A 21991-nucleotide genomic window follows, 5' to 3' on the forward strand; every position below is an offset into this window, starting at 1 on the left:
GGTCAGCAGCACCTGCCCTGCGGGTTGGTGTCCTGACGGTCCGTCCGGTCCCGCCAGAACGCGCGCTCGTCCATGGGCGGCGTGCCATGGCCGGCCGCCGCATGGTGCTCGAGGTACTTCCGGTAGGCGTCAGCCCCCATGACCCCCTGCAGATACTTAGCGACGCCACGGAAGGCCTGGGCCACCCGATGCAGGCCAACCCGTCCGGCTGCGGCAGTCATCAGTGGTGGCCCGCCCGCTCAACTCGCAGGTCCGCGGGCACATTGTTCCACTCCGCCATGAGCTCGCGTTCGGCGGCGGTCGGGATCAGCCCGGCGGGCGCATAGACACGCGAGGGACGTGGCCGGTCCTCGTTGTTGACGTTGGGGACCCCCGCCGTCGTGTTCCGGAAGGCCTTCACGGTGGCCACCACCGCGGTGACCATCACAATGATGCTCAGGACCACGAAAATGACGGACAGCCAGCCTTGGATCATCGTGTTGCGGACCACCGCGTCCATGGCCGCCGCGGTCTTGGCCGTGCCAAAGGAGGTCTTCCCGTCGGCCAAAGCCTTGCTGAAGGCGGCGTTGTTGGCGAAGTACCCCACCGCCGGGACGGTGGAGAAGATCTTGTGGATGCTTGCCGTGATGGTGACGACGGCGGTGAAAGCCAGCGGCACGGCAACAATCCACAGGTATTTGAAGGAGCCGCGCTTCGCCGCGATGGCCATGCACACCGCCAGGGCGATCGCGGCCAGCAACTGGTTGGCGATGCCGAACAGCGGGAACAGGGTGTTGATGCCACCCAGCGGGTCGGTGACGCCCATCAGCAGCACCGCGCCCCAGGCGACCACCATGATGGCCGTGCAAAGCCACGCGCCGGGCCGCCAGGACGCCTCCCTGAACTTCGGGGCAAAGTTACCGATCGAATCCTGCAGCATGAACCGCGCAACGCGTGTTCCGGCGTCGACCGCGGTGAGGATGAACAGCGCCTCAAACATGATGGCGAAGTGGTACCAGAAGGCCATCATTCCGGTGCCGCCGATGAACTGCTGCATGATGTGGGCAAGGCCCACGGCCAGGGTGGGAGCGCCGCCGGAGCGCGAGACGATGCTTTCCTCGCCCACGTTCGAGGCGGTCTGGGCCAGAACGTCGGGAGTGATGTTGACGCCGGCCAGGCCGAGTCCGTTGACCCACTGGGCGGCCGTCTCCACGGTTCCCCCGGTCAGCGCCGCGGGGGCGTTCATCGCGAAGTAAATCCCGCGGTCGATGGAAATGGCCGCGACAAGCGCCATGATGGCCACGAATGATTCCATCAGCATGCCGCCGTACCCGATGAAGCGGGTCTGCCGCTCCTTCTCGATGAGCTTCGGCGTGGTGCCGGAGGAGATCAGGGCGTGGAAGCCGGACAGCGCGCCGCAGGCGATGGTGACGAACAGGAACGGGAACAGGGCGCCGGAGAAGACCGGACCGTTCTCGCGGCCCGCGAACTCGCTGAAGGCGGGAACGGTGATTTCGGGCCGGACGACGATGATGGCCACGGCGAGCATCGCAATCACGCCGATCTTCATGAACGTCGAGAGGTAGTCGCGCGGTGCAAGCAGAAGCCACACGGGCAGGATGGCGGCGATGAAACCGTAGACGATCAGACCCCACGCGATGGTCACCTTGTCGAGGTGGAAGAACGCGGCGCCCCATTCCGTGCCTGCAACGGCGCCGCCGCCGATGATGGCCGCCATGAGCAGCACGAAGCCGATGATGGAGACCTCCATGACCTTGCCCGGACGCAGGTACCGCAGGTAGACGCCCATGAAGAGCGCGATTGGGATGGTCATGCCCACGGAGAACACGCCCCAGGGGCTCTCCCCCAGGGCGTTCACGACGACGAGCGCCAGGATCGCGACGATGATCACCATGATGAGCAAAGTGGCCACGAGGGCGGCCGTGCCGCCGATGACACCAAGTTCCTCACGCGCCATCTGGCCGAGGGAACGGCCGCCACGGCGCATGGAGAAGAACATCACCAGGTAGTCCTGGACGGCTCCTGCAAGGACGACGCCGATGATGATCCAGATGGTGCCGGGGAGGTACCCCATCTGGGCCGCGATAACGGGTCCCACGAGCGGGCCGGCCCCTGCGATGGCGGCGAAGTGGTGCCCGAAGAGGACGTTGCGGTCCGTGCGGACATAGTCCTTGCCGTCGGCCTTGTACTCCGCAGGCGTGGCGCGGCGGTCATCGGGCTTCAGCAGATACCGCTCAATGACCTTCGAGTAGAAGCGGTAGCCGATCAGGTAGGTGCACACCGAGGCAAACACGAACCAGATGGCGTTGACTGTTTCGCCCCTGACGATTGCCAGCATGAACCAGGCCACGCCGCCCAGGAGTGCGATGGCTACCCAGGTGGCGACCTTCGCCGGGGTCCATCTCCGCTCCTCGGCGTCGCGGACCGCGTCATCAACAGACGCCGGCGGCAGCGCTTCGTCGGCGGCGGGGTTCGGGTCCTCGGCCGCCGTTCGGGTCCCGTCCTCAGGCATGGTGCCCATGTCTCCTCCTTGAGATTCCCAGCTGGCACGGAGTGTGCCACGGGCACCCTACCAACGGGTAGGGCTGCAATCGCGGCCATTTGCGGAGCGCTGCCGGGGGAATCGCCCAGCGGTCCCGGTGCTGCGGTGAGTGGCGGGGTGCCGGCCGGCTATCAGGTGCCGGAGCTCCGCCGGGACACGGGCAGGTGGGCACGCGCGAAGACCCAGGCCAGTGCGCTGCCGGTCAGCGGCACTGCAACGAGCAGGGCCAGCAGCGGCATCCACGGGACGACCGGCTCTGCAAACATCCGGGTGGCGCCGATGAGCAGAACTGCGGGCACCACCCCGGCGGCCACTCCCAGCGAGGTGCCAAGGGACGCGGTCATGAGCGACTGCGCACCGGCCAGCGCCTTCCGCAGGCGCGGCGGCGCACCAACCCCCGCCAGCGTCATGTGGTCTGCACGGGCATCGGCGAGCGCCAGGCCCGTGGTGATGCCGGCCGCGCTGAGCGTGATAAGTGCGCTGGTGCCAACGATCAGCCACAGGAATTCGGACCCCGTTCGGTCCGCTCCCGGCTCTACGTAGAAACCCATCGCCTGGATCCGGTACACCTGTGCCAGTGCCGCCGACGCCCTGTCCTGTTCAGCGGCTTGCGGGTACGCGGACAGCTGGGCGAGCAGAACGGAGTTGCCGACGCGGATGCCCAGCCTGGACGCGGTCTCCGGCGGAAGCACACCGTAGAAGGGGACCGGAACGTCCGGCGCATCCACGACTGCTGGCAGCTCTGTGTTGCTCAGGGGCTTGCGGGCAGCGACGGATCCGGGGCCGGGAACAGACTGGCGCACGTCGTAGGACTGGAGGGTGGTTTTCCCGTCTTTCTCGAAGACAGGATTGCTGACCACCATTCCGCCGCTGTTCAATGCGTCCACCGCTGCAGGGCTGGGTTCCCGTCCCAGCAGTGCGCGCAGCTCGTCGACGCCGCCAACCACCAGCTGCGGAAGCTGGCCGGAGGTGCCGGCGGGGAACATCGACCCGTTGCAGCGCCAGTCCTGCCCGTCCAGGACGCGGCCCTGCGGCGTTGCCGGGCATTCGTGGCCGGCAGGCACGGCCAGCTTGTATTGCCGGCAGTCCACGCCGGCGTTGCTGGCGGGAAGGGATCCGTCGGCCGAAGCCTGCATGTCGCACTTGCTCAGCACCGGGCCCTTCAGGACCTGCGTCCACTGCACGGTGCTGAGCTCCCGCTGCAGCGCCGCGGCTACGCCGGCCGGGTCAATGTCCGGGGCGGGCGCCGCCCCCGGAGACTGGACAGGCGCGGTTTCCAGCGGCAGCGAAACCTGGTTTTCCTGCGCGGCCCACATGTGCGTGCGCTTCGCCTCCTCCATCTGGCTGGCGGAGAGGACCATCGCGGCACTGGCCAGCGTGGCGGCGGCAAGGACTGCCGCCACGGCGGGCACAGTGCGGCTCCGGTTCCTGGCAGAGTCACGGGCGGCCATCCGCAGTGGCAGCGGCAGCCACGCGGTGCGTGCGGTCAGGATTTTCACGAACGTCCCGGTGAGCAGCACCAGGGCCACCACCGTCATGACCGCGCCGCCGGTAAGCAAAGCCGCGACCAGCGGGGTACGGGCAGCGACGGCGTCCAGGTCACCGGTCAGCCCCAAGGTCCGCCCGGCCGCCAGGCAGATGACGGCCGCACCCAGCAGAAGGGCGCCCACGCGTGCCGGCCAGGGCCCCGAACCAGCCGGTGCGCGGCCGGACTTCAGGGCGCCCAGCACCGCCTGCCGCGCAACCTGCCGGGCAGGAACCACCGCGGCCAGGAAACAGGCCAGCAGGCCCATGGCCATAGCAGCGGCGGTGGGCAGGATGTCCAGGTGGAAACCGGGAAAGCGGACTGAGCCCAGGTGCCTGGCTGCCGCCACCACCGCGGCGGCCCCGCCGGCGCCCAGCACGGCCCCGGCAACCACGGCGATGGTCCCGAGCCACAGCCCTGCGGCGGTCACGACCGCCCGGACCGTGGGTGCTTCGGCGCCGCTGGCGGCCAGCAGGGCGAGCTCGCGGACCTGGCGCTTGGCGCCCACTGCAAAGGCTGCGCCGGCCAGGAGCCCCACTTCGAGCAGGGCAAGTGCCCCGAACAGCACGCCGGTAACGTAACCGGAGGCGGGCATGGCGGAGCCGGCACCGGCCGCGCCGCCCGCCGCGGCCTGTGGCGGATCGAGGGCGACGCTCCGGGAGAGCACGGCAATGCCGGACCTGTTCAGGTCACGGATCTGGTCCCATGTCACGGGTTCTGGACCCACGAGGTAGTACATCGTTTCACCGAGCGGACCACGCTGCGCGGCCGGACCGTCCATCGCCGCCTGGCCGGGCCTGAGGAACAGGATGGGGTTGCCGTCCGAGTAGGTGGCATCCCGGAGGGTGCCGACGACGGCGAAGGTGCCGTCCGCCGTCGTCAGCCTCTCCCCGAGACGGATCCCGAAGCGTTCCAGCGCGCCCGGTGAGACGAGGATTTCGTTATCAGCGGCGGCCTGCCGGCCCTCCAGAAGAGTGTATTTGCCGGTGAAGGCGGGGTTCAGGGCGTCAACGGCCTTGGCCATCACCGGGACGTCGGACGTGCCGCCACCGGACGCGCCGGCATGGGACCCGCCGGCCCTGACCGTGAGCGTCAGCTGCGTTTCGGTCAGGACTTCGTAGCCGGCGGGGATGGCAGCCCGCGGATTCCGCGGTCTGAAGTCCCGATCGACGGTGAAGTTCCGCGTCATGGTTGCCGTCTCGACCACGGGGTCCTGTACCGTCTCGGCGTTGGAGGCGGGCATGCTCCGGAACCGCGCCTGCGTGTTCCCCAGCTGGTACTGCACCCGCTCCGCCGGCGTTTCCTGCGTGCTTTGCGCCAGCGCCGCGGCACCGGTCATGCCGGCAACGGGCAGCAGGATCAGGAGGATGATCAGCAGAGAGCGGCCTCGGTGCCGGCTGATGTCCCGGCGCGCCATCCGGAGGGCAAGGCGGAAACTGTGCCAGCGGCCGTGCGGCACGGGCGCAACGTCAAGGGCCATCTCAGCCGGCCGGTGCCAGGAGAATTGCGGGATCGTGCATGGCCGCTGCCTCGTCCACGATCCGGCCGTCGCGGATAAACACCACGCGGTCCGCCCACGCCGCATGGCGTGCCTCGTGCGTGACCAGCATGACGGCGGCGCCATCGTCGGCCCGGGAGCGGAGCACCTCCATCACGCCGTGGCCGGTGGTGGAATCCAGCGCGCCGGTGGGTTCGTCGGCGAGGATCAGCCGGCGGCTCCCCACGATGGCGCGTGCGATGGCCACGCGCTGTTGCTGCCCGCCGGACATTTCATCCATGAACCGGTTCGCCAGCTCCGGGATCCCCACCTGCCGCAGGGCGTCCAGTGCCTGCCGGTGCGCTTTCCTGGCCGGCACGCCGTCGAGCTCGAGCGGCAGGGCGACATTTTCCGCGGCCGACAGTGTGGGCACCAGGTTGAAGTCCTGGAAGACGTAGCCAACGGCACGGCGGCGGAGCCGTGCCAGCGCGTTCAGCCCCAGTCCTGCCAGGGGCGTTGACTCCACAAAGACACCGCCCGACGTCGGCCGGTCCAGTCCGCCGGCCAGCGCCAGCAGGGATGATTTTCCGGATCCGGACGGCCCCATCACCGCAACGAATTCCCCGGCGTTGACCGTGAGGTCCACATCCCGGAGGGCGGCAACGGCCGTCGCTCCCTGCCCGAACGTCCTGCTGACCTTGGCGAGCTCGAGGACCTGCTGCGGCCCCTGCACACTCACCGGCGGTTCTCCGCCGTGAGCGGGGCAGCCTCTTCCACAGTGACCCCGTTGGACGGTTTGCGTGCCTGGCTGCGCGTCCCGGAGGCCTGTGCCAGCTGCACCATCCGGGCCTCGCACAGGTCCAGCCAGCGGACCTCTGCCTCCGTCTGGAAGATCAGCGAATCCAGCACCAGCAGCCAGGCCGTGTCCGCCGCCCGCTGGTTGGCGGCGGTGTCCCGGCGGGACTTCGTGTAGTCCTGGAGGGCGCGCATGGACGCGGCGCGCTGGGCCTGGATGATGGCTGCCACGTCCACCCCGGGCAAGGTGACCGCGAGCGCCAGCTTGATGGCGAGCTCGTTCCGCGGCGGGTTGCTGCGCTCCACCGGCGTCGCAAACCAGCCCTGCACCTCGGCCCTGCCGGCTGCGGTGATGCTGTACACGACGTGGCCTTCGCCGTCGCCGCCGTCGTTGCTGACCAGGCCGTCACGTTCCAACCGGTCGAGGGTGGTGTAGACCTGCCCGATGTTCAGCGGCCAGGTGGAGCCGGTGCGGTCTTCGAATTCGACCCTGAGCTGGTAGCCGTAACGCGGCTGGTCCTGCAGGAGGGCGAGGAGGCTGTGGCGGATGGACATCTGGCTCCTTGGCTGGAAGTCGGCGGCATGCACGCGCCCCCAAGACGCGTGCATACCGCGTATGTTCAGAGCCTAGCCGGCCTTTCGGGCTATCGCAATACTGAGTATCTATCGTCCCGCTGCGGCGTTACATCACCAGCAGGACCTTGCCCACGTGCTCGCCGGAGTCGAAGTACCTGTGGGCCGCCCTGGCCTGGTCCAGCGGGAAGGTCTTGGCCACCAGCGGGTGGATCCGGCCATCAGCGACGAGGGGCCAAACGGAGTCCCGCACCGCCGTCATGATGACGCCCTTCTCCGCAGCCGGGCGAGGCCGGAGCGCCGTGGCCACGATGGCCGCGCGTTTGCGCAGCAGCTGGCCGAGGTCCAGTTCCCCCTTGGCGCCGCCCTGCAGCCCGATGACGATGAGCCGGCCGTAATCCGCCAGCGCATCAACATTCTTCTGCAGGTACTTGGCGCCCACAACGTCCAGGATGACGTCGGCTCCCTTGCCCCCGTTTTGGGCGCGGAGGCTCTCGGCGAAGTCTTCCTCCGCATAGTTGATGGCGATGTCCGCACCAAGGAACGCCTTGGCGGTGCTGACTTTCTCCTCGGTGCCCGCGGTGGCAGCCACGGTGGCACCCAGGGCCTTGGCCAGCTGGATGGCCATGGTGCCGATGCCTCCCGTGGCCCCGTGGATCAGGACCGTCTCCCCCGGCTGCAGCTGCGCGGTCATGACCAGATTTGAGTACACGGTGGCCGCCACCTCAGGCAGGGCCGCAGCGGTAACCAGGTCCACGCCGTCGGGAATCCTCAGCACCTGTTCCGAGGGCACCGCGACCTGCTGCGCGTAGCCGCCCCCGGACAGCAGCGCCACCACCTTGTCCCCGATGGAAAACGGCTTGGTGACGCCGGGGCCGAAGCCCGCGATCCTGCCGGAAACCTCCAGCCCGGGGATCTCCGAAGCACCCGGCGGGGGCGGGTAGTAGCCCCTCCGCTGCTGGACGTCGGCGCGGTTAAGGCCCGCTGCCACAACATCGATGAGGACCTCGCCCTGGCCCGGCTCGGGAGCCGGCACCTCGCGGATTTCCAGCACTTCCGGCCCGCCGGGCTCCGAGATAAAGACGGCTTTCATGGCGAACTCCCGATTTCTAGCTGATTCCTGCCCCAAAAATACTGTGCACCGGCGACAACTGCCACGCGGCGGTTTTTGTTGGAGCCAACTGCCTATGAAACACTACTAGTTAGGGAAGGTTGTCCGAGCGGCCGAAGGAGCTGGTCTTGAAAACCAGTGTGCGGTAACCCCGTACCAAGAGTTCGAATCTCTTACCTTCCGCGCAGGGCCGGCGCGGTGCGAAATGCACCGCAATGACGGCCATTTTGAAGGCCGGCCGGGCCAACCGAAAGGTTGGTCCGGCCGGCCTTTTGCGTGGGCAGGCAGTGTCCATTTTTACGGGCAAGTAGGGCCGCAGGCAGCGGGCCCAAAATCAGGTAGTCCGAGTACCTGTCCGGCAGAATTCGAGTACGCGCCACTCATGCGCGGCCCTGCCCAAAGGCGTTCACTTGTATCAGCACCGCTCTTTCCCGCGAACGGGGGAAGAGCTTCCGCATCCACCGTTGCATGTGGGGGGTCGAGGTCATGAGCAAGGCCGAGAAGCAGGGCCTGCGGTACTCGGACTACTACTGGTGCATGTCGCTGAAGGACTTCATCGACTGGATCGAGGCCGACGACGACCAGGAGCCTGCCACGTCCTACTCTGACCAGCGCTGACGGCACTCCCGGCGCTGACCGCGGCCCCATTGAAAACTGTCACACCCCCGGCATAGGGTCAGTTCTGTCCGTAGCACCTCCATGACCTGCGGGATATCCCGCAAACCACACCAGGAGCAGACCATGCCTACGCCCGAACCCACGCCCGGCGCCCCCTGCTGGGTCGACCTCATGACCACCGACGCCAACCAGGCGAAACAGTTCTATGGCGAGCTGTTCGGCTGGGAGTTCCAGACCGGAGACCAGGAAAAATACGGCGGCTACATCACCGCCCAAAAGAACGGCAAGACCGTCGCCGGCATCATGCAGAAGCAGGAGGACCAGGCAGGTATGCCGGACACGTGGTCCACCTACCTGTGGTCCGACGACGCCGCCGCAACAGCCGCGGCCGTTGCCGCCAACGGTGGCCAGGTGTACATGGAACCCATGGACGTCCCGGAACAGGGCCACATGGCGTTCTTCGGTGATGCCTCCGGCGCCGCGATTGGTGTGTGGCAGCCTCGGGAGATGCGCGGTTACGAGCTTGTGGGCGAGCCCGGCGCCCCGGCCTGGCACGAGCTTCACACCAAGGACTATGCCGCCGCGGTGAAGTTCTACGAGGAGGTGTTCGGCTGGAACACCGACGTCATGAGCGACACCCCGGAGTTCCGCTACACCACCATGGGGGCAGGCCGGGACGCCAAAGCCGGAATCTACGACGCCACAGCCGACCTGCCCGCCGAGGTCCCCTCCAACTGGGTTGTCTATTTCGCCGTCGAGGACGCCGACGCTTCCATCGACAAGGCGGTCAGCCTGGGCGCGACCCTCGTTGACGGGCCGGATGACACACCGCACGGCCGGCTGGCCACGCTGACGGACCCCACCGGGGCCAGGTTCAAGGTCGTGGCTGACACGGGCCAGGGCAACGCGGCCGACGCCGGGACCGGCGGACAGGGCGCCCTGTAAGCACCTTCTGAACAAATGCCGGCCGGTAGCTTCCCAGGGGAAGCTGCCGGCCGGCATTCTTTTGTGCTGACCTGAGGAAGCGTTCGGGCTCAGGCGGCAGGAACTGAGGAAGCGTTTGGGCTCAGGCGGCAGGAACTGAGGAAGCGTTTGGGCTCAGGCCCAGGATGGCGCGGGCAATCTCGTCGGCGTCGCGGAGCGTGCGCTGCCCGCTGGGGTACACGGGACCGGCCTGCTGGGCGGCTTCGGCGGCGATGGCCGTTCCCCACTGCGTGGCCGAGAGCTGAAGCCCCAGCACGTACATCCGGTCTGTGACCTCGCCATTCGCCGCCACAGGCCGGTACGGGTGCGGGCGGACGTCGAGCCCGGAGGACTGGACCGGCGTGCCTTCCACCGTCATCATGGTCCGCGGCCGCACGAGCCCGTCGGCGAGGAGCTGTTCCAGCAGCGGGGACTCGTTGAAGGCCACCCGGTTGGCCGGCGCCAGGGCCTCCACCAGCGTGTGTGCTTCCGCGGCACCGCCGCGTACCCACGGCGAGGCGGCGGTGAAGGCACGCTTGCCGCGGGCCACGCCGAACTTGGGATCCGGGCCCACGAAGCTGACAATTCCTGCGCGTGCCAGTGCCGCGAGCTGTTCGGCGCGCAGCGCCGGAGGACCGCTGGCGAGGCCCTCCACCAGCGACTCAAACCAGCCCCGCAGGCCGGCGACCCACGACTCATCGGTGATGCCGCCGTCGGCCACCACCGATTTCAGTACGGCACGGCCGTGGTGCAGGGCACCGATGGCCATCTTGACGGGGTCGTCCTCGCCGAGCGCCGAGCGCCGGGCGTCGTCGTCGAGGTAATCGACGACGGCGGCATCCAGCTCGCCGCGCGAGGTAAAGCTCCGCCCGGACAGCGGGGCCGCAAGGCCGCGCAGGTCCAGCCGGCCGCCCGGACGGACATGGCGGCCGACGACGGCGTTGAAGTCCTCTTCCCACCGGCCGGTGCCGTGGGCATGCGGGTGCAGGGCCTCGTCCAGCTCTTTGAGGAACGCGGCATGGTCCTGCACGGCGTCCGGCTGCGAGCGCACGAGGGTTGTGTAATAGGCCCAGAGCGCGTCCCGGTGCAGGAGCGGCCAGAGGTCGTGGTCGAATGCCGGAACGATCCCGGCCGCAGCGAACCTCTGCAGCGCCTTCCCGGTGAAGTAGCGGAGCGTGACCGACGCCGGGTAGTACCCCGCGAGGTTGGCCTTGGACCGGTAGGGGGTTCCGCGCCGGGACGCGGCGAAGATCAGAGGCTCCTGGCCCGAGGGCAGGTACTCGAGCCGGTCCCCTGCCTCCACGAACTTCCCGCCCCTGCCCTCCGTGAGCTGGCCCATCACGTCAAAAAAGTTCAGGCCCATCCCGCGGACCAGGACCGGTTCCTGGGCCGGAACCACCCCCCAGTCGACGTCTGCCGGGACAGCGGGCGGGAGATAGCGCAGGCCCAGTTGGGCTGCAGCTGCCTGGAGTTCGCGCTGTTCGGGGCTGAGGCGGGATGCGAGGTGGCCCAGCGCGAGGACGACAGAGTCGACGGTGAGTGGTTCTCCTCCGTCCAGTTGGACGTCGAACGTCCCGTCCGGCCGGCGGCGCGCAGCGGTGGCCGTCGCCTGGTGCATTTCTACGGTGACGCCGTCGGGCAGCGCCGCGAGCAGCTCCTGGAAGGTGGACCGCAGGTAGCGGCCGTAGATGGCGCGGCTGGGGAAGTCACCGGATCCCAGCACGGCGAGCTCGGCCCGCTCGTCGTCGGAGAGCTCCGGCAGGGGGCTGTGCTGCTGGGCTGTCCGCCAGCGGTCGAAGGTGGTGCCCGCCACCGGTGCGGCCAGTCCCGTGTCCTCGGGAACCAGCGTGGGGTAGAACGACTGCGTGTTCATCAGGTACAGGCGCGACTGTCCGGGCTGCCAGACATGCCCCGGACCGGCCGGAAAGGGATCGATAACGTCGATGTGCAGGCGGGCTCCGGCAGGGCGGCCGGCGGACCAGTTGGCGAGCAGCCGCTCCAGCACGCTGGTACCCCTCGGACCGGCGCCAATCAGCGCTGTCCGGATGCTCTGCGAAATAACCACGCCTTCCAGAGTATCGGCATGTGACTTGCTAGCTGAGCGGGGATGTTGTTTGGATGGGCGCATGACCACCACCGCAGCTGATTCTGCCCCCGCGTCCGGCGCCGTTCCTCCCGAGACCGCGCCCGCGCCCACCGACGAGAACATCTGGCTGGAGGACATCTACGGCGAGGAACAGCTGGCCTGGGTACGCGAGCAGAATGCCCGAACGGAGGACCTGCTGGAGGACGCCGACTATGCCCGGCTCGAGGGCGACATCCTCGAGGTGCTGGACTCCACGGACAAGATCGCCATGGTGAGCAAGCATGGCGAGTGGTACTACAACTTCTGGAAGGACCGGCAGAACCCCAAGGGCCTGTGGCGCCGGACCAGCTGGGAGAGCTACTGCAGCGACACCCCGGAGTGGGACGTGCTGCTCGATGTGGATGCCCTGGCGGCCGCCGACGGCGTGGAATGGGTCTTCCACGGGGCAAATCTGCTGCGGCCGGAACCCGGGCAGCCGTACCGGCGGGCGCTCTTGGCGCTCTCCCCCGACGGCGGCGACGCCAACCGCTACCGCGAGTTCGACGTCGAAACCCGTACCTTCGTTGATCCCGCCGCGGGCGGCTTTGACCTCCCGACGGCGAAGGGTAACGTCTCGTGGCTCGATGCGGACACGCTGCTGGTCGCCAGCACCGCCGGCGACCTGCCCCGCACGGCGTCCTCGTACGCCCGCACCGCCGTGCGGCTCCGCCGGGGCCAGGTCCTGGCCGACGCGCCGCGCATCTTCGAAATTGCCGAGGACCACATGATGGCGATCGTGGCCCACGACTCCACGCCCGGCTTTGAGCGGACGTTCGCGGTGGACTGGATCGACTTCTTCAACCGCCGCACGTCCGTACTGCAGGACGGTGACTGGGTGCCGGTGGACGTGCCCACCGACGTGAACACCGGCGTGCACCGGGAATGGCTGCTGTTCCGGCCCCAGCGCGACTGGACGGTGAACGGCACCACGTACGCGGCCGGCTCCCTGCTCGCCGCTGATTTTCAGGCGTACCTGGCCGGCGGGCGGGCCATCACGGTTCTCTTCGCCCCGGACGCGCACACCTCGCTTCAGTCCTGGAGCTGGACGCGAAACTTCCTGCTGCTGAACCTGCTGAAGGACGTGTCCTCGGAAATCCGGGTGCTGGATGCTGCCGACTCCTGGTCTTCGTCCCCGCTGGATGCCTGCCCGCCGCTGCACGATGTCAACGCCTTCGCCGTCGATGACGAGGACGAGGACGAGGCGGAAGGCGGGGCCGGGGACGACTTCTGGCTCGTGGCCACCGGGTTCACGACGCCCAGCACCCTGACCCGCGGCACCCTCACCCGGGGCAATCTGGCCCGGGGCACCGCCGACGGTGCGGCTTCCGGCGGAACTGCCGTGGCAGGCGTGGTGAGCAGCCATGCGGAAGTCAAGGCGTCGCCGTCGTTCTTCAATGAAGCGGACTACGAGGTGCAGCAGCATTTCGCCGTTTCCGCGGACGGCACGAAGGTGCCGTACTTCCAGGTGGCCGCGCGGGGCCTGGTCCTCGACGGGCAGAACCCTACGCAGCTCTCCGGCTACGGGGGCTTTGAGGTCTCGCGCACGCCGGCGTACAGCGGCACCATCGGGCGGGCGTGGCTGGAGCGGCGCACCGCCGCAGTTCCAGGCGACGGCGTTCCGGAGGGGCACAGCCGGGGCGGCGTGTACGTCGTGGCCAACATCCGCGGCGGCGGGGAATACGGCCCCGCCTGGCACCGGGCGGCGCTGCAGGAGAACCGGCACCGCGCCTACGAGGACTTCGCGGCGGTGGCAATGGACCTGATCTCGCGGGGCGTCACCAGCCGGGAGCGGCTCGGCTGCGTCGGCGGCTCCAACGGTGGCCTGCTCGTGGGCAACATGCTCACGCGGTACCCCGAGCTGTTTGGTGCCGTGTCCTGCGGAGTGCCGCTGCTGGACATGCGCCGGTACACCAAGCTGTCGGCCGGCCACTCGTGGATTGCGGAGTACGGGGACCCAGATCTGCCCGAGCACTGGGAATTCATCAAAACCTTCTCGCCATACCACCAACTGAGGGACGGCGTGGAGTATCCGGAAACCTTCATCTGGACCGCGACGTCCGACGACAGGGTGGGCCCCGTGCAGGCCCGGAAGATGGCCGCGCGCATGCTGGCCATGGGCATCCCCAACGTCTGGTTCCACGAAGCGCTCGAGGGCGGGCATGCCGGCGCCTCGGACAACCGGCAGGCAGCCGCGCTCCAGGGCCGCAGCCAGCACTTCCTGTGGAAGGCGCTGGCAGAAGGCACGGCCTGACCGCGGGCTCCCTCGGGACGACGGCGCCAACCCTCCTGGAGTTTTTGTCCAGATATCGCGAGTTAGAGCCACTTGGGCTCCCATTATCTGGACAAAAACTCCTGTGATTTGCGGGGGCTGGTGCGATTTGGGCGGGCCACCGCGGCCGTTTTGCACTGGATGGCCGGTTCTGCGTATCCTTGGTGGGCTAGGAATAGCAATTGGAGACGTGCCAGAGCGGCCGAATGGGCTTCACTGCTAATGAAGTGTGGGGCACAACTCCACCGGGGGTTCAAATCCCCCCGTCTCCGCGTTTGGCCCCGGTCCTCGGACCGGGGCCTTTTGCGTTCCCGGGCATCCTTCCCTTCGCCTTTGCGGGGCTTGACGGCCGTCCGCGTGCCGGACGCTCAAGGCGATAAAGCGCTTTCCGGTGGCAGGATGACTCCATGAACAAGCTTTCTGCCAACGAGGCCTGGAGCCCCAGGCTGGCCCTGCTTGTGGCGGCCACGTTCTTCATGGAATTCCTGGACGGAACCGTCCTGACGACCGCCATCCCGAGCATCGCCGGGGACTTCGGCGTGCCGTCGGCCAGCGTGAACATCACCATGACCGCCTACCTGATGACGGTGGCCATGGGCATCCCGCTGAGCGGCTGGCTGGCCGAGCGCCTCGGGGCCCGGCGGATATTCTGCCTGGCCATCGCTGTCTTCACGGTCGCGTCGCTGCTGTGCGCCGCCAGCCAGGACCTCACCGTGCTGACCGTCAGCCGCGTCCTGCAGGGCCTGGGCGGGGCGATGATGGTGCCGGTGGGTACGCTGCTGGTGCTTCGCGGGACGCCGAAGTCGGATCTGCTGCGCGCCACGGCCTATCTCGTCTGGCCCGGGTTGCTGGCTCCGGTCCTGGCGCCACTCGTGGGCGGCGCGCTGACCACCTACCTGTCCTGGCACTGGATCTTCCTGATCAACCTGCCACTCGGCGCCGCTGCCTTCCTGGCCGCCCTGCGCCTGATCCCCGCGGTCCCCGGCAACCGGAGCCGCCGGCTGGACTGGCTGGGGCTAGCCCTCACAACGGCCGGCGTGGGAGCGCTGGTAGCGGGCCTGGAACTGGCCAGCGGCCACCCCGGCGGCTTTTGGACCTGGCCGAGCATTCTGGCCGGGGTTCTCGCACTGGCAGCGGCGGTCCTTTGGATGCGCCGCGCGGCCCATCCGTTGTTCGACCTGACAGTGTTTGGCACCCGCACCTTCCGGGCCACCAACTCGGGCGGCTTCATCTACCGGCTGACCATCAGCGCCGTGCCGTTCCTGTTGCCGCTGATGTTCCAGAACGGCTTCGGCTGGAGCCCCCTGCATGCGGGCATCATGGTGGCCGCCGTGTTTATCGGGAACATCGGGATCAAACCGGCGACGACGCCGCTCATCAGGCGTTTCGGTTTCAAACCGGTGTTGGTCTTCGCGTCCCTGGCCTCGGCTGCCACCTTCGCCCTCTGCGCGATGCTGACCCCGGCCACGCCGGAACCGCTGGTGTTCGCGCTGCTCGTGTGCAGCGGGGTGTTCCGGTCCATCGGCTTCTCCGCCTACGCATCTGTCCAGTACGCCGATATCCAGCCCGGGCAGCTGACGTCTGCCAACGCCGTTTCGGCCGCGATCGTTCAGCTGGCCACCGGGGCCGGAATCGCGGTGGGCGCCCTGCTGCTGCGCCTCTTCGAGTCGGATTCGCTGCTCTCGTCCGGGGTTGACGGCATCCTGTCAGCCGGACCCGACGGCAGCGGCGTGGCCGCCTACCGCGGCGCGTTCCTCTCGATTGCCGTGCTGATGCTGCTCAGCACCCTCGACAGCCTTCTGCTGCACCGGCACGCGGGCGCCGAGGTCAGCCGGCCTGGGCCAGCGCCAGCGGAAGCACCGCGCCCGCACCGGCCCGCCTGAGGGCACGTCCCGCGACGGTGACCGTCCACCGGCTGTCCACGAGGTCGTCGATGAGCATCACGCTGCCGCCGCCCAGGCCAGCGAGCTCAGCCGCCAGTGACTCCCCCACCACGAGACGGTCCCACACACCTGCCAGCCGGTAGGCGCTGTTGCCGCCGCGTCCGCCGGTGGGCCCGCCGTGTTCGAGCTGCAGCTGGCCGATGTACGGGATGCGGCCGATCTGGGAGATGCCCTGGGCCAGGGACTCCACGAGTTGGGGCCTGCTGCGCGAAGGCAGGCTGACAATGGCGGCCGGCCGGCCTGCGCCGCTCCAGCCGGGAATCCGGGAATCGCCGGCGCCCCATTCGCGCAGCACCTGGACGCAGGCCTGCAGCATGCCGGGATCGACGGCGCGGTCCGGAGCGCCGGCCGCGAAAAGTTCGCGCAGGGCGCCGCCCCAGCCCAGGTCCGTCAGCCTGGCGAGGACCCGGCCGTCCGCCGTGTTTTCGTCGGGTTTGATCTTGCCCTTCACCGGCACCCCCAGGCGGTCCATTCCGCTGGGCCATTGAAGCCGGGACTCCAGAACGATGCCGGCGCGGCTGAGCGTCTGCCCGGCAGCCTCCGTGGCTGTGGCGGCGATCTCCGCGGGGAACCACCGGCCGGCGCAGTTGTCGCACCGGCCGCAGGCAGCGGCGGTCTCGTCGTCCAGGACGGAGGTGATGTACTCCATCCGGCACCCGGCGGTGTCCTGGTAGATGACCATGGAGTCCTGCTCGTCCACCCGGGCCTCCGCGATGCGGTGGTACCGTTCGGCGTCGTACGTCCACGGCATGCCGGTGGAGCGCCAGCCGCCGCCCACGCGTTCGACCGCTCCGTCCACGGCGAGCACCTTCAGCAGGAGTTCCAGGGGCGTCCGGCGGAGGTCCACGCGGGCTTCCAAAGCCACAGTGGAGACGGCCGCACCCGCCTCCGCCAGCGCGGTCAGCACGGCAGCGGCCTTCTCCTCTGAGGGCATGGAGGCCGTGGCAAAGTACTGCCAGATTTCGCGGTCCTCTGATCCGGGCAGGAGCAGGACGTCTGCGTTGGCGGCGCCTCGGCCCGCCCTGCCCACCTGCTGGTAGTAGGCAACCGGCGACGACGGTGCGCCCAGATGCACCACAAAACCGAGATCCGGCTTGTCGAAGCCCATCCCCAGCGCTGAAGTGGCCACGAGCGCCTTGACCTGGTTGTCCTTGAGGAGCTGCTCAGCCCGTTCCCGGTCCGCGGGGTCGGTGCGGCCCGTGTACGCCAGTACCTCGTGACCGGCTTCTGCGAGCAGCCTGGCGGTGTCCTCGGCGGCGGAAACGGTCAGGGTGTAGATGATCCCGCTGCCCTGCAGATCCGCCAGGTGGGTGAGGAGCCAGCCGAGACGCTGGCGCGAGTCGGGCAGCGCCAGGACCCCGAGCCGCAGCGACTCCCGGCCCAGCGCACCGCGGATGGTCAGCACGCCGTCGCCGAGCTGTTCCTCGATGTCGTGGACCACCCGGGAGTTGGCCGTGGCCGTGGTGGCCAGCACCGGCACGGTATCCGGCAGTTCCGCGATGAGGTCGGCTATGCGCCGGTAGTCGGGCCGGAAATCGTGGCCCCAGTCAGAGATGCAGTGGGCCTCGTCGATAACCAGCAGGCCCGTCCGCCGGATGAGCTCGGGCAGCTGGTTCTCGCGGAACGAGGGGTTGGTGAGACGCTCGGGGGAAACGAGCAGGACATCCACCTGGTCCGCGGCAAGCTGCTCCCGTACCGTGTCCCACTCCAGCTGGTTGGCGGAGTTGATGGCCACGGCCCTAACACCCGCCCGGGCGGCAGCCGCCACCTGGTCCCGCATCAGTGCGAGCAGTGGCGAAACGATCAGCGTGGGTCCCGCCCCGCGCCGCCGGAGCAGCAAAGACGCCACGAAGTAAACGGCTGATTTTCCCCAGCCTGTCCGCTGCACCACGAGCGTCCGGCGGCCGCCGTCGACCAGTGCCTCGATGGCCTCGAACTGGCCGTCGTGGAAGTCGGCATCCGGCCGGCCCACCAGCTCCCGCAGCACCGACAGGGCCTGGCCCCGTGTCCCAGTGACCGTTTCCTGTTCCCACCCGGCACCGGAACCGGAGGGGCCGGGTGCAGAAGCAAGGACAGGAGCGTGCTGGTTATTTGCCATTGATTCAGTATCCCAGCCGCCTCTGACACACCAAACCCGGGCGCCGGCTATGTGGACAACCGGCCGGCACACACATCTGTGACCTCCCCTCCACAGGCCGCCGCGCGCGTGCCCGTAAGATAAGTGCCGTGACTAGCGACCAGACCCGTACTTTTGACCTTTCGGCCTCGTTCAAGGCGTATGACGTCCGCGGCATCGTGGGCGAATCCATCACCGCTGAAATCGTCGAGGCCGTAGGCGCAGCATTCGTTGACGTGCTTGGCCTGGAGGGACAGACGGTCCTGGTCGGCGGTGACATGCGACCCTCCTCCCCCGAATTCAGCAAGGCGTTCGCCAGCGGCGCCGCCACCCGCGGAGCCAACGTCCAGCTGCTGGACCTGATCTCCACGGACGAGCTGTACTACGCGTGCGGAGCACTGAACGCCGCAGGCGCCACGTTCACCGCGAGCCACAACCCCGCCGCATACAACGGCATCAAGATGGCCAAGGCCGGCGCCGTCCCCATCTCCTCCGAGACGGGCCTCAAGGAGATCCAGGCGCTCGCCGAGCAGTACCTGGACACGGGGTCCATCCCTGCTGCCGAAACGCGGGGCCAGATCGGCGTCCGGGACGTGCTGAAAGACTACGCCGAATACCTGCGCACGCTCGTTGACCTCTCCGCGTCGCGCCCCCTCAAGGTCGTGGTGGACGCCGGTAACGGCATGGCCGGACTGACCACGCCTGCCGTCCTGGGCGACACGCTGCTGCCCAAGCTGCCCTTCGACATCGTTCCGCTCTACTTCGAACTGGACGGCTCCTTCCCGAATCACCCTGCCAACCCCCTGGAGCCGGAAAACCTGCGCGACCTGCAGGCCGCCGTCGTCGAGCACGGCGCGGACATCGGGCTGGCGTTCGACGGCGACGCCGACCGCTGCTTCGTCATCGACGAAAAGGGCGAGGCTGTCTCGCCGTCGGCCATCACTGGTATGGTGGCCCGCCGCGAAATTGCCCGCGCGAAGGCGCAGGGCGAGGCAACGCCCACCATCATCCACAACCTCCTGACCTCCCGCGCGGTGCCGGAACTCGTCGCCGAGGACGGCGGCCGGGCGGTGCGCACCCGGGTAGGCCATTCCTTCATCAAGGCCGTCATGGCAGAAGAAGGCGCGATCTTTGGCGGCGAGCACTCCGCCCACTTCTACTTCCGTGACTTCTGGAACGCGGACACCGGCATGCTTGCCGCCATGCACGTGCTGGCCGCCCTCGGCGAACAGGACGGGCCGCTTTCGGAGCTCGGCCGGGAGTACGAACCGTATGTTTCCTCCGGCGAAATCAACTCCGAAATCGAAGACAAGGCCGGGGCCGTGGAGCGCGTCCGCGCCGATTTCGAGGACGAGGACGTGGCGGTGGACCACCTGGACGGCAGCACCTTCACCGCCGCCGACGGCAGCTTCTGGTTCAACCTGCGCCCCTCCAACACCGAACCATACCTGCGGCTGAACGCCGAAGCCACGGACCGGGCCACCATGGAGCGTGTGCGCGACCGCGTGCTGGCCCTGGTCCGCAACTAGGACAGCCCGGTGGCATCACCCGACCCGACCCCGGCCCAGCCATCGTGGCGCGCATCCGTCCCGGAGGCCACGGCCACGGACCTGGAAAACCTTCTGGGCACCGGACTGGCGGCAGCCCAGGAGCAGCTTGAGCGCAGCGGCGGATTCCTGCCGTTCGCCCTCGTGGTGGAGAACGACGGCGACGTCCGCCTCGTGGCCGTTTCGCCGGCAGATCCGGATGCCAACGGGGACAGCGAATTCGACGCCGACGGGATGATCCGCGACATCACGGAACTTTTGCGCCAGCACCGGGACGAGTTCCGTGCCGCCGCCATCGTCTGCGACATCACCCTGGTCGAGGAGGACTCGGACGCCATCCACGTGGCCACCGAACACCGGGACGGCGCGGTTTTCGCAGCCGTCCTCCCTTACTCGCCCATCAGCTCCCCCGGCAAAGAGGGCAGCGAGTGGGATTTCGGAGACATCGCGGCCGACTCCAACGAGCCTGTCATCTGGGCTGGCTAGGCCGGACAAACCGATGATTTGCCCTGGCCGTTAGGCTAGTAGCATGAAAATCAACGCCTTCGCGGACGTCAGCCTGCGCGCCCTCATGGTGCTCGCTGCCTCACCCGAGGGCGATCTTCTCACCACCCAGAACGTCGCGGACGCCGTGGGAACCCCCTACAACCACGTCAGCAAAGCCGTCGCGAAGCTGCGCATGCTCGGGCTGATCGACGTCGAGCGTGGCCGCAACGGGGGGTCGCGGCTCAGCCCGGCCGGGCGCCGCGTCACCGTGGGCCAGGTGCTCCGGCAGCTGGACACCCGCGAAGACCCTGCGGACTGCATCGCTCCCGGCGGCAACTGCCCGCTCATCAGCGAATGCCGGCTCCGGGGCGCCATGGCCCGGGCCCGCGAGGCGTTTTACCGCGAACTCGACGACGTGGTGGTGGCCGAACTGCCCACCTCACGCCAGATGACGCCAGTGTTCCAGGCCATCGGACTCCGCCCCGGCGCCTGAAGCGTCTGAACCGACCCCGTCGCCGCGCCCGGTCTCCGGGCACCGCCCTCCGCACCCGCCGGCCGCCCTCCCGCATTTGGAAAATCCCTTCTACAGGGTGTAGAAATGAATCAGCAGAAACTCGTATTTCAAATGCTAGTATCTGCAGTTCCGGTCCGGCCAAAGACTCCGGACCACTAGCTCAGGAGTGTCAATGCTCTCGGACAAAGCCCGTCCTGTCATCGAAGCCACCCTTCCCCTGGTCGGGTCACGAATCGGCGAGATCACCCCCAAGTTCTACGCCCGGCTCTTCGCCGCGCACCCTGAACTTTTGGACGGGCTGTTCAGCCGCTCCAACCAGCGAAACGGGGCCCAGCAGCAGGCCCTTGCCGGCAGCATCGCCGCTTTTGCCACCCACCTCGTGAACAACCCGGACACGCTGCCAGAGACTGTGCTGTCCCGGATCGCCCACCGCCATGCCTCCCTCGGCATCACCGAACCCCAGTACCAGGTGGTCTACGAACACCTCTTCGCTGCAATCGCTGAGGACCTGGCCGAGGTCATCACCCCGGAAATCGCCGAAGCGTGGACCGAGGTCTACTGGCTCATGGCGGACGCCCTGATCAAGCTGGAAAAGGACCTCTACGCGGCCCAGGCCAACGGCAAGATGTGGACCCCCTGGAAGGTCGCCGCAAAGACCCCCGCCGGCACCGGATCGATGACGTTCACCCTGGCGCCCGCAGATGACACCCCGGTCACCGAAGCACTCCCCGGCCAGTATGTCAGCGTAAAAGTCACCCTGCCGGACGGCATCCGCCAGGTCCGCCAGTATTCGCTTTCCGGCGACGCCGGCACCAGCCGCAGCTTCACCACCAAGCTCGACGACGGCGGCGAGGTCTCCCCCGTGCTGCACAACAGTGTGGAGGTCGGGGACACCATCGAGATCTCCAACCCCTACGGCGAAATCACGCTGAAGGACGGCGACGGTCCCGTGGTCCTTGCCTCCGCCGGCATCGGCTGCACCCCCACCGCCTCGATCCTGCGCTCCCTCGCCGAAGCCGGCTCCGACCGCCAGGTGCTGGTGCTGCACGCCGAAAGCACCCTGGACAGCTGGGCCCTGCGCTCACAGATGACGGACGACGTCGAACGCCTCAACGGCGCCGACCTCCAGCTTTGGCTCGAGCAGCCCGAAGCCGGGTCCAAGTCCGGTTTCATGTCCCTGCGCGAGGTGGACCTCCCCGCCAACGCGTCGTTGTACCTGTGCGGTCCGCTGCCGTTCATGAAGAACATCCGCAACGAGGCCATCAACGCCGGCATCCCGGCCACACGGATCCACTACGAGGTCTTCGGTCCGGACATCTGGCTGGCGGCCTAGACGCGTCTGTTTAGCGCGAACGAACACTTAAGCCCCGGGGCTTAAGTGTTCGTT

At 68.2% G+C, this 21991-nt stretch carries 16 protein-coding genes and 2 tRNA genes; 10 read left to right on the plus strand and 8 right to left on the minus strand.

Going from position 1 to position 21991, the window contains the following annotated elements:
* Window positions 1–2: 2 nt before the first annotated feature.
* From ACFRAU_RS23600 to ACFRAU_RS23625, 6 genes are all read right to left on the minus strand, one after another.
* A complete protein-coding gene (locus ACFRAU_RS23600; RefSeq protein ID WP_377997651.1) occupies window positions 3–221 on the minus strand; it encodes a YbdD/YjiX family protein in 219 nt (72 codons plus the stop codon).
* Window positions 221–2521: a carbon starvation CstA family protein gene (locus tag ACFRAU_RS23605; RefSeq protein ID WP_378001712.1), complete on the minus strand. Its 2301-nt coding sequence runs from the start codon at window positions 2519–2521 to the stop codon at window positions 221–223. The genes ACFRAU_RS23600 and ACFRAU_RS23605 overlap by 1 nt, the downstream gene beginning before the upstream one ends.
* Before the next feature lie 152 nt (window positions 2522–2673).
* On the minus strand, window positions 2674–5547 hold the full coding sequence (locus tag ACFRAU_RS23610) for an FtsX-like permease family protein (protein ID WP_378001713.1): 2874 nt from the start codon (window positions 5545–5547) through the stop codon (window positions 2674–2676).
* Window position 5548: 1 nt separating this feature from the next.
* Window positions 5549–6283, minus strand: a complete 735-nt coding sequence (locus ACFRAU_RS23615; RefSeq protein ID WP_377997654.1) for an ABC transporter ATP-binding protein — start codon at window positions 6281–6283, stop codon at window positions 5549–5551.
* Window positions 6280–6894, minus strand: coding sequence for a PadR family transcriptional regulator (locus tag ACFRAU_RS23620; RefSeq protein ID WP_377997655.1), 615 nt, complete (start codon window positions 6892–6894; stop codon window positions 6280–6282). The genes ACFRAU_RS23615 and ACFRAU_RS23620 overlap by 4 nt, the downstream gene beginning before the upstream one ends.
* Window positions 6895–7021: 127 nt before the next feature.
* Entirely contained in the window at window positions 7022–8005 is a 984-nt protein-coding gene (locus ACFRAU_RS23625; protein WP_378001714.1) for an NAD(P)H-quinone oxidoreductase, read from the minus strand.
* Between the two features lie 113 nt (window positions 8006–8118).
* Here ACFRAU_RS23625 and ACFRAU_RS23630 point away from each other — a divergent pair.
* From ACFRAU_RS23630 to ACFRAU_RS23640, 3 genes are all read left to right on the plus strand, one after another.
* Window positions 8119–8206: transfer RNA gene (locus ACFRAU_RS23630), tRNA-Ser, on the plus strand.
* Between the two features lie 303 nt (window positions 8207–8509).
* Window positions 8510–8641 carry a hypothetical protein gene (locus ACFRAU_RS23635; protein ID WP_377998011.1) on the plus strand — a complete coding sequence of 44 codons (132 nt, stop codon included), beginning with the start codon at window positions 8510–8512 and terminating at the stop codon, window positions 8639–8641.
* Between the two features lie 123 nt (window positions 8642–8764).
* The gene (locus ACFRAU_RS23640) at window positions 8765–9586 is read left to right on the plus strand and encodes a VOC family protein (protein WP_378001715.1); all 822 of its coding nucleotides are present in this window, start codon (window positions 8765–8767) and stop codon (window positions 9584–9586) included.
* A 121-nt stretch (window positions 9587–9707) separates the two neighbouring features.
* Here ACFRAU_RS23640 and ACFRAU_RS23645 read toward each other — a convergent pair whose 3' ends face one another.
* Window positions 9708–11669: an FAD/NAD(P)-binding protein gene (locus tag ACFRAU_RS23645; protein ID WP_378001716.1), complete on the minus strand. Its 1962-nt coding sequence runs from the start codon at window positions 11667–11669 to the stop codon at window positions 9708–9710.
* A gap of 61 nt (window positions 11670–11730) precedes the next feature.
* Here ACFRAU_RS23645 and ACFRAU_RS23650 point away from each other — a divergent pair, with 61 nt between their 5' ends.
* The 3 genes from ACFRAU_RS23650 to ACFRAU_RS23660 all read left to right on the plus strand — a co-directional run bounded on the left by ACFRAU_RS23650 (window position 11731) and on the right by ACFRAU_RS23660 (window position 15881).
* Window positions 11731–13980, plus strand: a complete 2250-nt coding sequence (locus tag ACFRAU_RS23650) for a prolyl oligopeptidase family protein (protein ID WP_378001717.1) — start codon at window positions 11731–11733, stop codon at window positions 13978–13980.
* Window positions 13981–14182: 202 nt separating this feature from the next.
* Window positions 14183–14270: transfer RNA gene (locus tag ACFRAU_RS23655), tRNA-Ser, on the plus strand.
* A 135-nt stretch (window positions 14271–14405) separates the two neighbouring features.
* Window positions 14406–15881 (plus strand): MFS transporter, encoded by a 1476-nt coding sequence (locus ACFRAU_RS23660; protein ID WP_378001718.1) that lies wholly within the window; start codon window positions 14406–14408, stop codon window positions 15879–15881.
* Here ACFRAU_RS23660 and ACFRAU_RS23665 read toward each other — a convergent pair.
* Window positions 15826–18039, minus strand: coding sequence for a RecQ family ATP-dependent DNA helicase (locus ACFRAU_RS23665; protein ID WP_378001719.1), 2214 nt, complete (start codon window positions 18037–18039; stop codon window positions 15826–15828). The genes ACFRAU_RS23660 and ACFRAU_RS23665 overlap by 56 nt on opposite strands.
* Before the next feature lie 128 nt (window positions 18040–18167).
* Here ACFRAU_RS23665 and ACFRAU_RS23670 point away from each other — a divergent pair, with 128 nt between their 5' ends.
* The 4 genes from ACFRAU_RS23670 (at window position 18168) to ACFRAU_RS23685 (ending at window position 21937) form a co-directional block, all read left to right on the plus strand.
* Window positions 18168–19586: a phosphomannomutase/phosphoglucomutase gene (locus ACFRAU_RS23670; protein WP_378001720.1), complete on the plus strand. Its 1419-nt coding sequence runs from the start codon at window positions 18168–18170 to the stop codon at window positions 19584–19586.
* 9 nt (window positions 19587–19595) lie between these two features.
* On the plus strand, window positions 19596–20090 hold the full coding sequence (locus tag ACFRAU_RS23675; protein WP_377998003.1) for a hypothetical protein: 495 nt from the start codon (window positions 19596–19598) through the stop codon (window positions 20088–20090).
* Between the two features lie 43 nt (window positions 20091–20133).
* The gene (locus ACFRAU_RS23680; RefSeq protein ID WP_377998001.1) at window positions 20134–20583 is read left to right on the plus strand and encodes an RrF2 family transcriptional regulator; all 450 of its coding nucleotides are present in this window, start codon (window positions 20134–20136) and stop codon (window positions 20581–20583) included.
* Window positions 20584–20776: 193 nt separating this feature from the next.
* Complete coding sequence (locus tag ACFRAU_RS23685; protein WP_378001721.1) at window positions 20777–21937, plus strand: globin domain-containing protein; 1161 nt, start codon at window positions 20777–20779, stop codon at window positions 21935–21937.
* Window positions 21938–21991 lie beyond the last annotated feature (54 nt).

This window comes from Arthrobacter sp. NPDC056691, from assembly GCF_042791415.1.
Classification (GTDB): Bacteria; Actinomycetota; Actinomycetes; order Actinomycetales; family Micrococcaceae; genus Arthrobacter.

Coding starts and splice junctions, on each gene's coding strand:
- ACFRAU_RS23600 (WP_377997651.1), bottom strand. CDS start 221: ATGACTGCCGCAGCCGGACGGGTTGGCCTGCATCGGGTGGCCCAGGCC.
- ACFRAU_RS23605 (WP_378001712.1), bottom strand. CDS start 2,521: ATGGGCACCATGCCTGAGGACGGGACCCGAACGGCGGCCGAGGACCCG.
- ACFRAU_RS23610 (WP_378001713.1), bottom strand. CDS start 5,547: ATGGCCCTTGACGTTGCGCCCGTGCCGCACGGCCGCTGGCACAGTTTC.
- ACFRAU_RS23620 (WP_377997655.1), bottom strand. CDS start 6,894: ATGTCCATCCGCCACAGCCTCCTCGCCCTCCTGCAGGACCAGCCGCGT.
- ACFRAU_RS23625 (WP_378001714.1), bottom strand. CDS start 8,005: ATGAAAGCCGTCTTTATCTCGGAGCCCGGCGGGCCGGAAGTGCTGGAA.
- ACFRAU_RS23635 (WP_377998011.1), top strand. CDS start 8,510: ATGAGCAAGGCCGAGAAGCAGGGCCTGCGGTACTCGGACTACTACTGG.
- ACFRAU_RS23640 (WP_378001715.1), top strand. CDS start 8,765: ATGCCTACGCCCGAACCCACGCCCGGCGCCCCCTGCTGGGTCGACCTC.
- ACFRAU_RS23650 (WP_378001717.1), top strand. CDS start 11,731: ATGACCACCACCGCAGCTGATTCTGCCCCCGCGTCCGGCGCCGTTCCT.
- ACFRAU_RS23660 (WP_378001718.1), top strand. CDS start 14,406: ATGAACAAGCTTTCTGCCAACGAGGCCTGGAGCCCCAGGCTGGCCCTG.
- ACFRAU_RS23665 (WP_378001719.1), bottom strand. CDS start 18,039: ATGGCAAATAACCAGCACGCTCCTGTCCTTGCTTCTGCACCCGGCCCC.
- ACFRAU_RS23680 (WP_377998001.1), top strand. CDS start 20,134: ATGAAAATCAACGCCTTCGCGGACGTCAGCCTGCGCGCCCTCATGGTG.
- ACFRAU_RS23685 (WP_378001721.1), top strand. CDS start 20,777: ATGCTCTCGGACAAAGCCCGTCCTGTCATCGAAGCCACCCTTCCCCTG.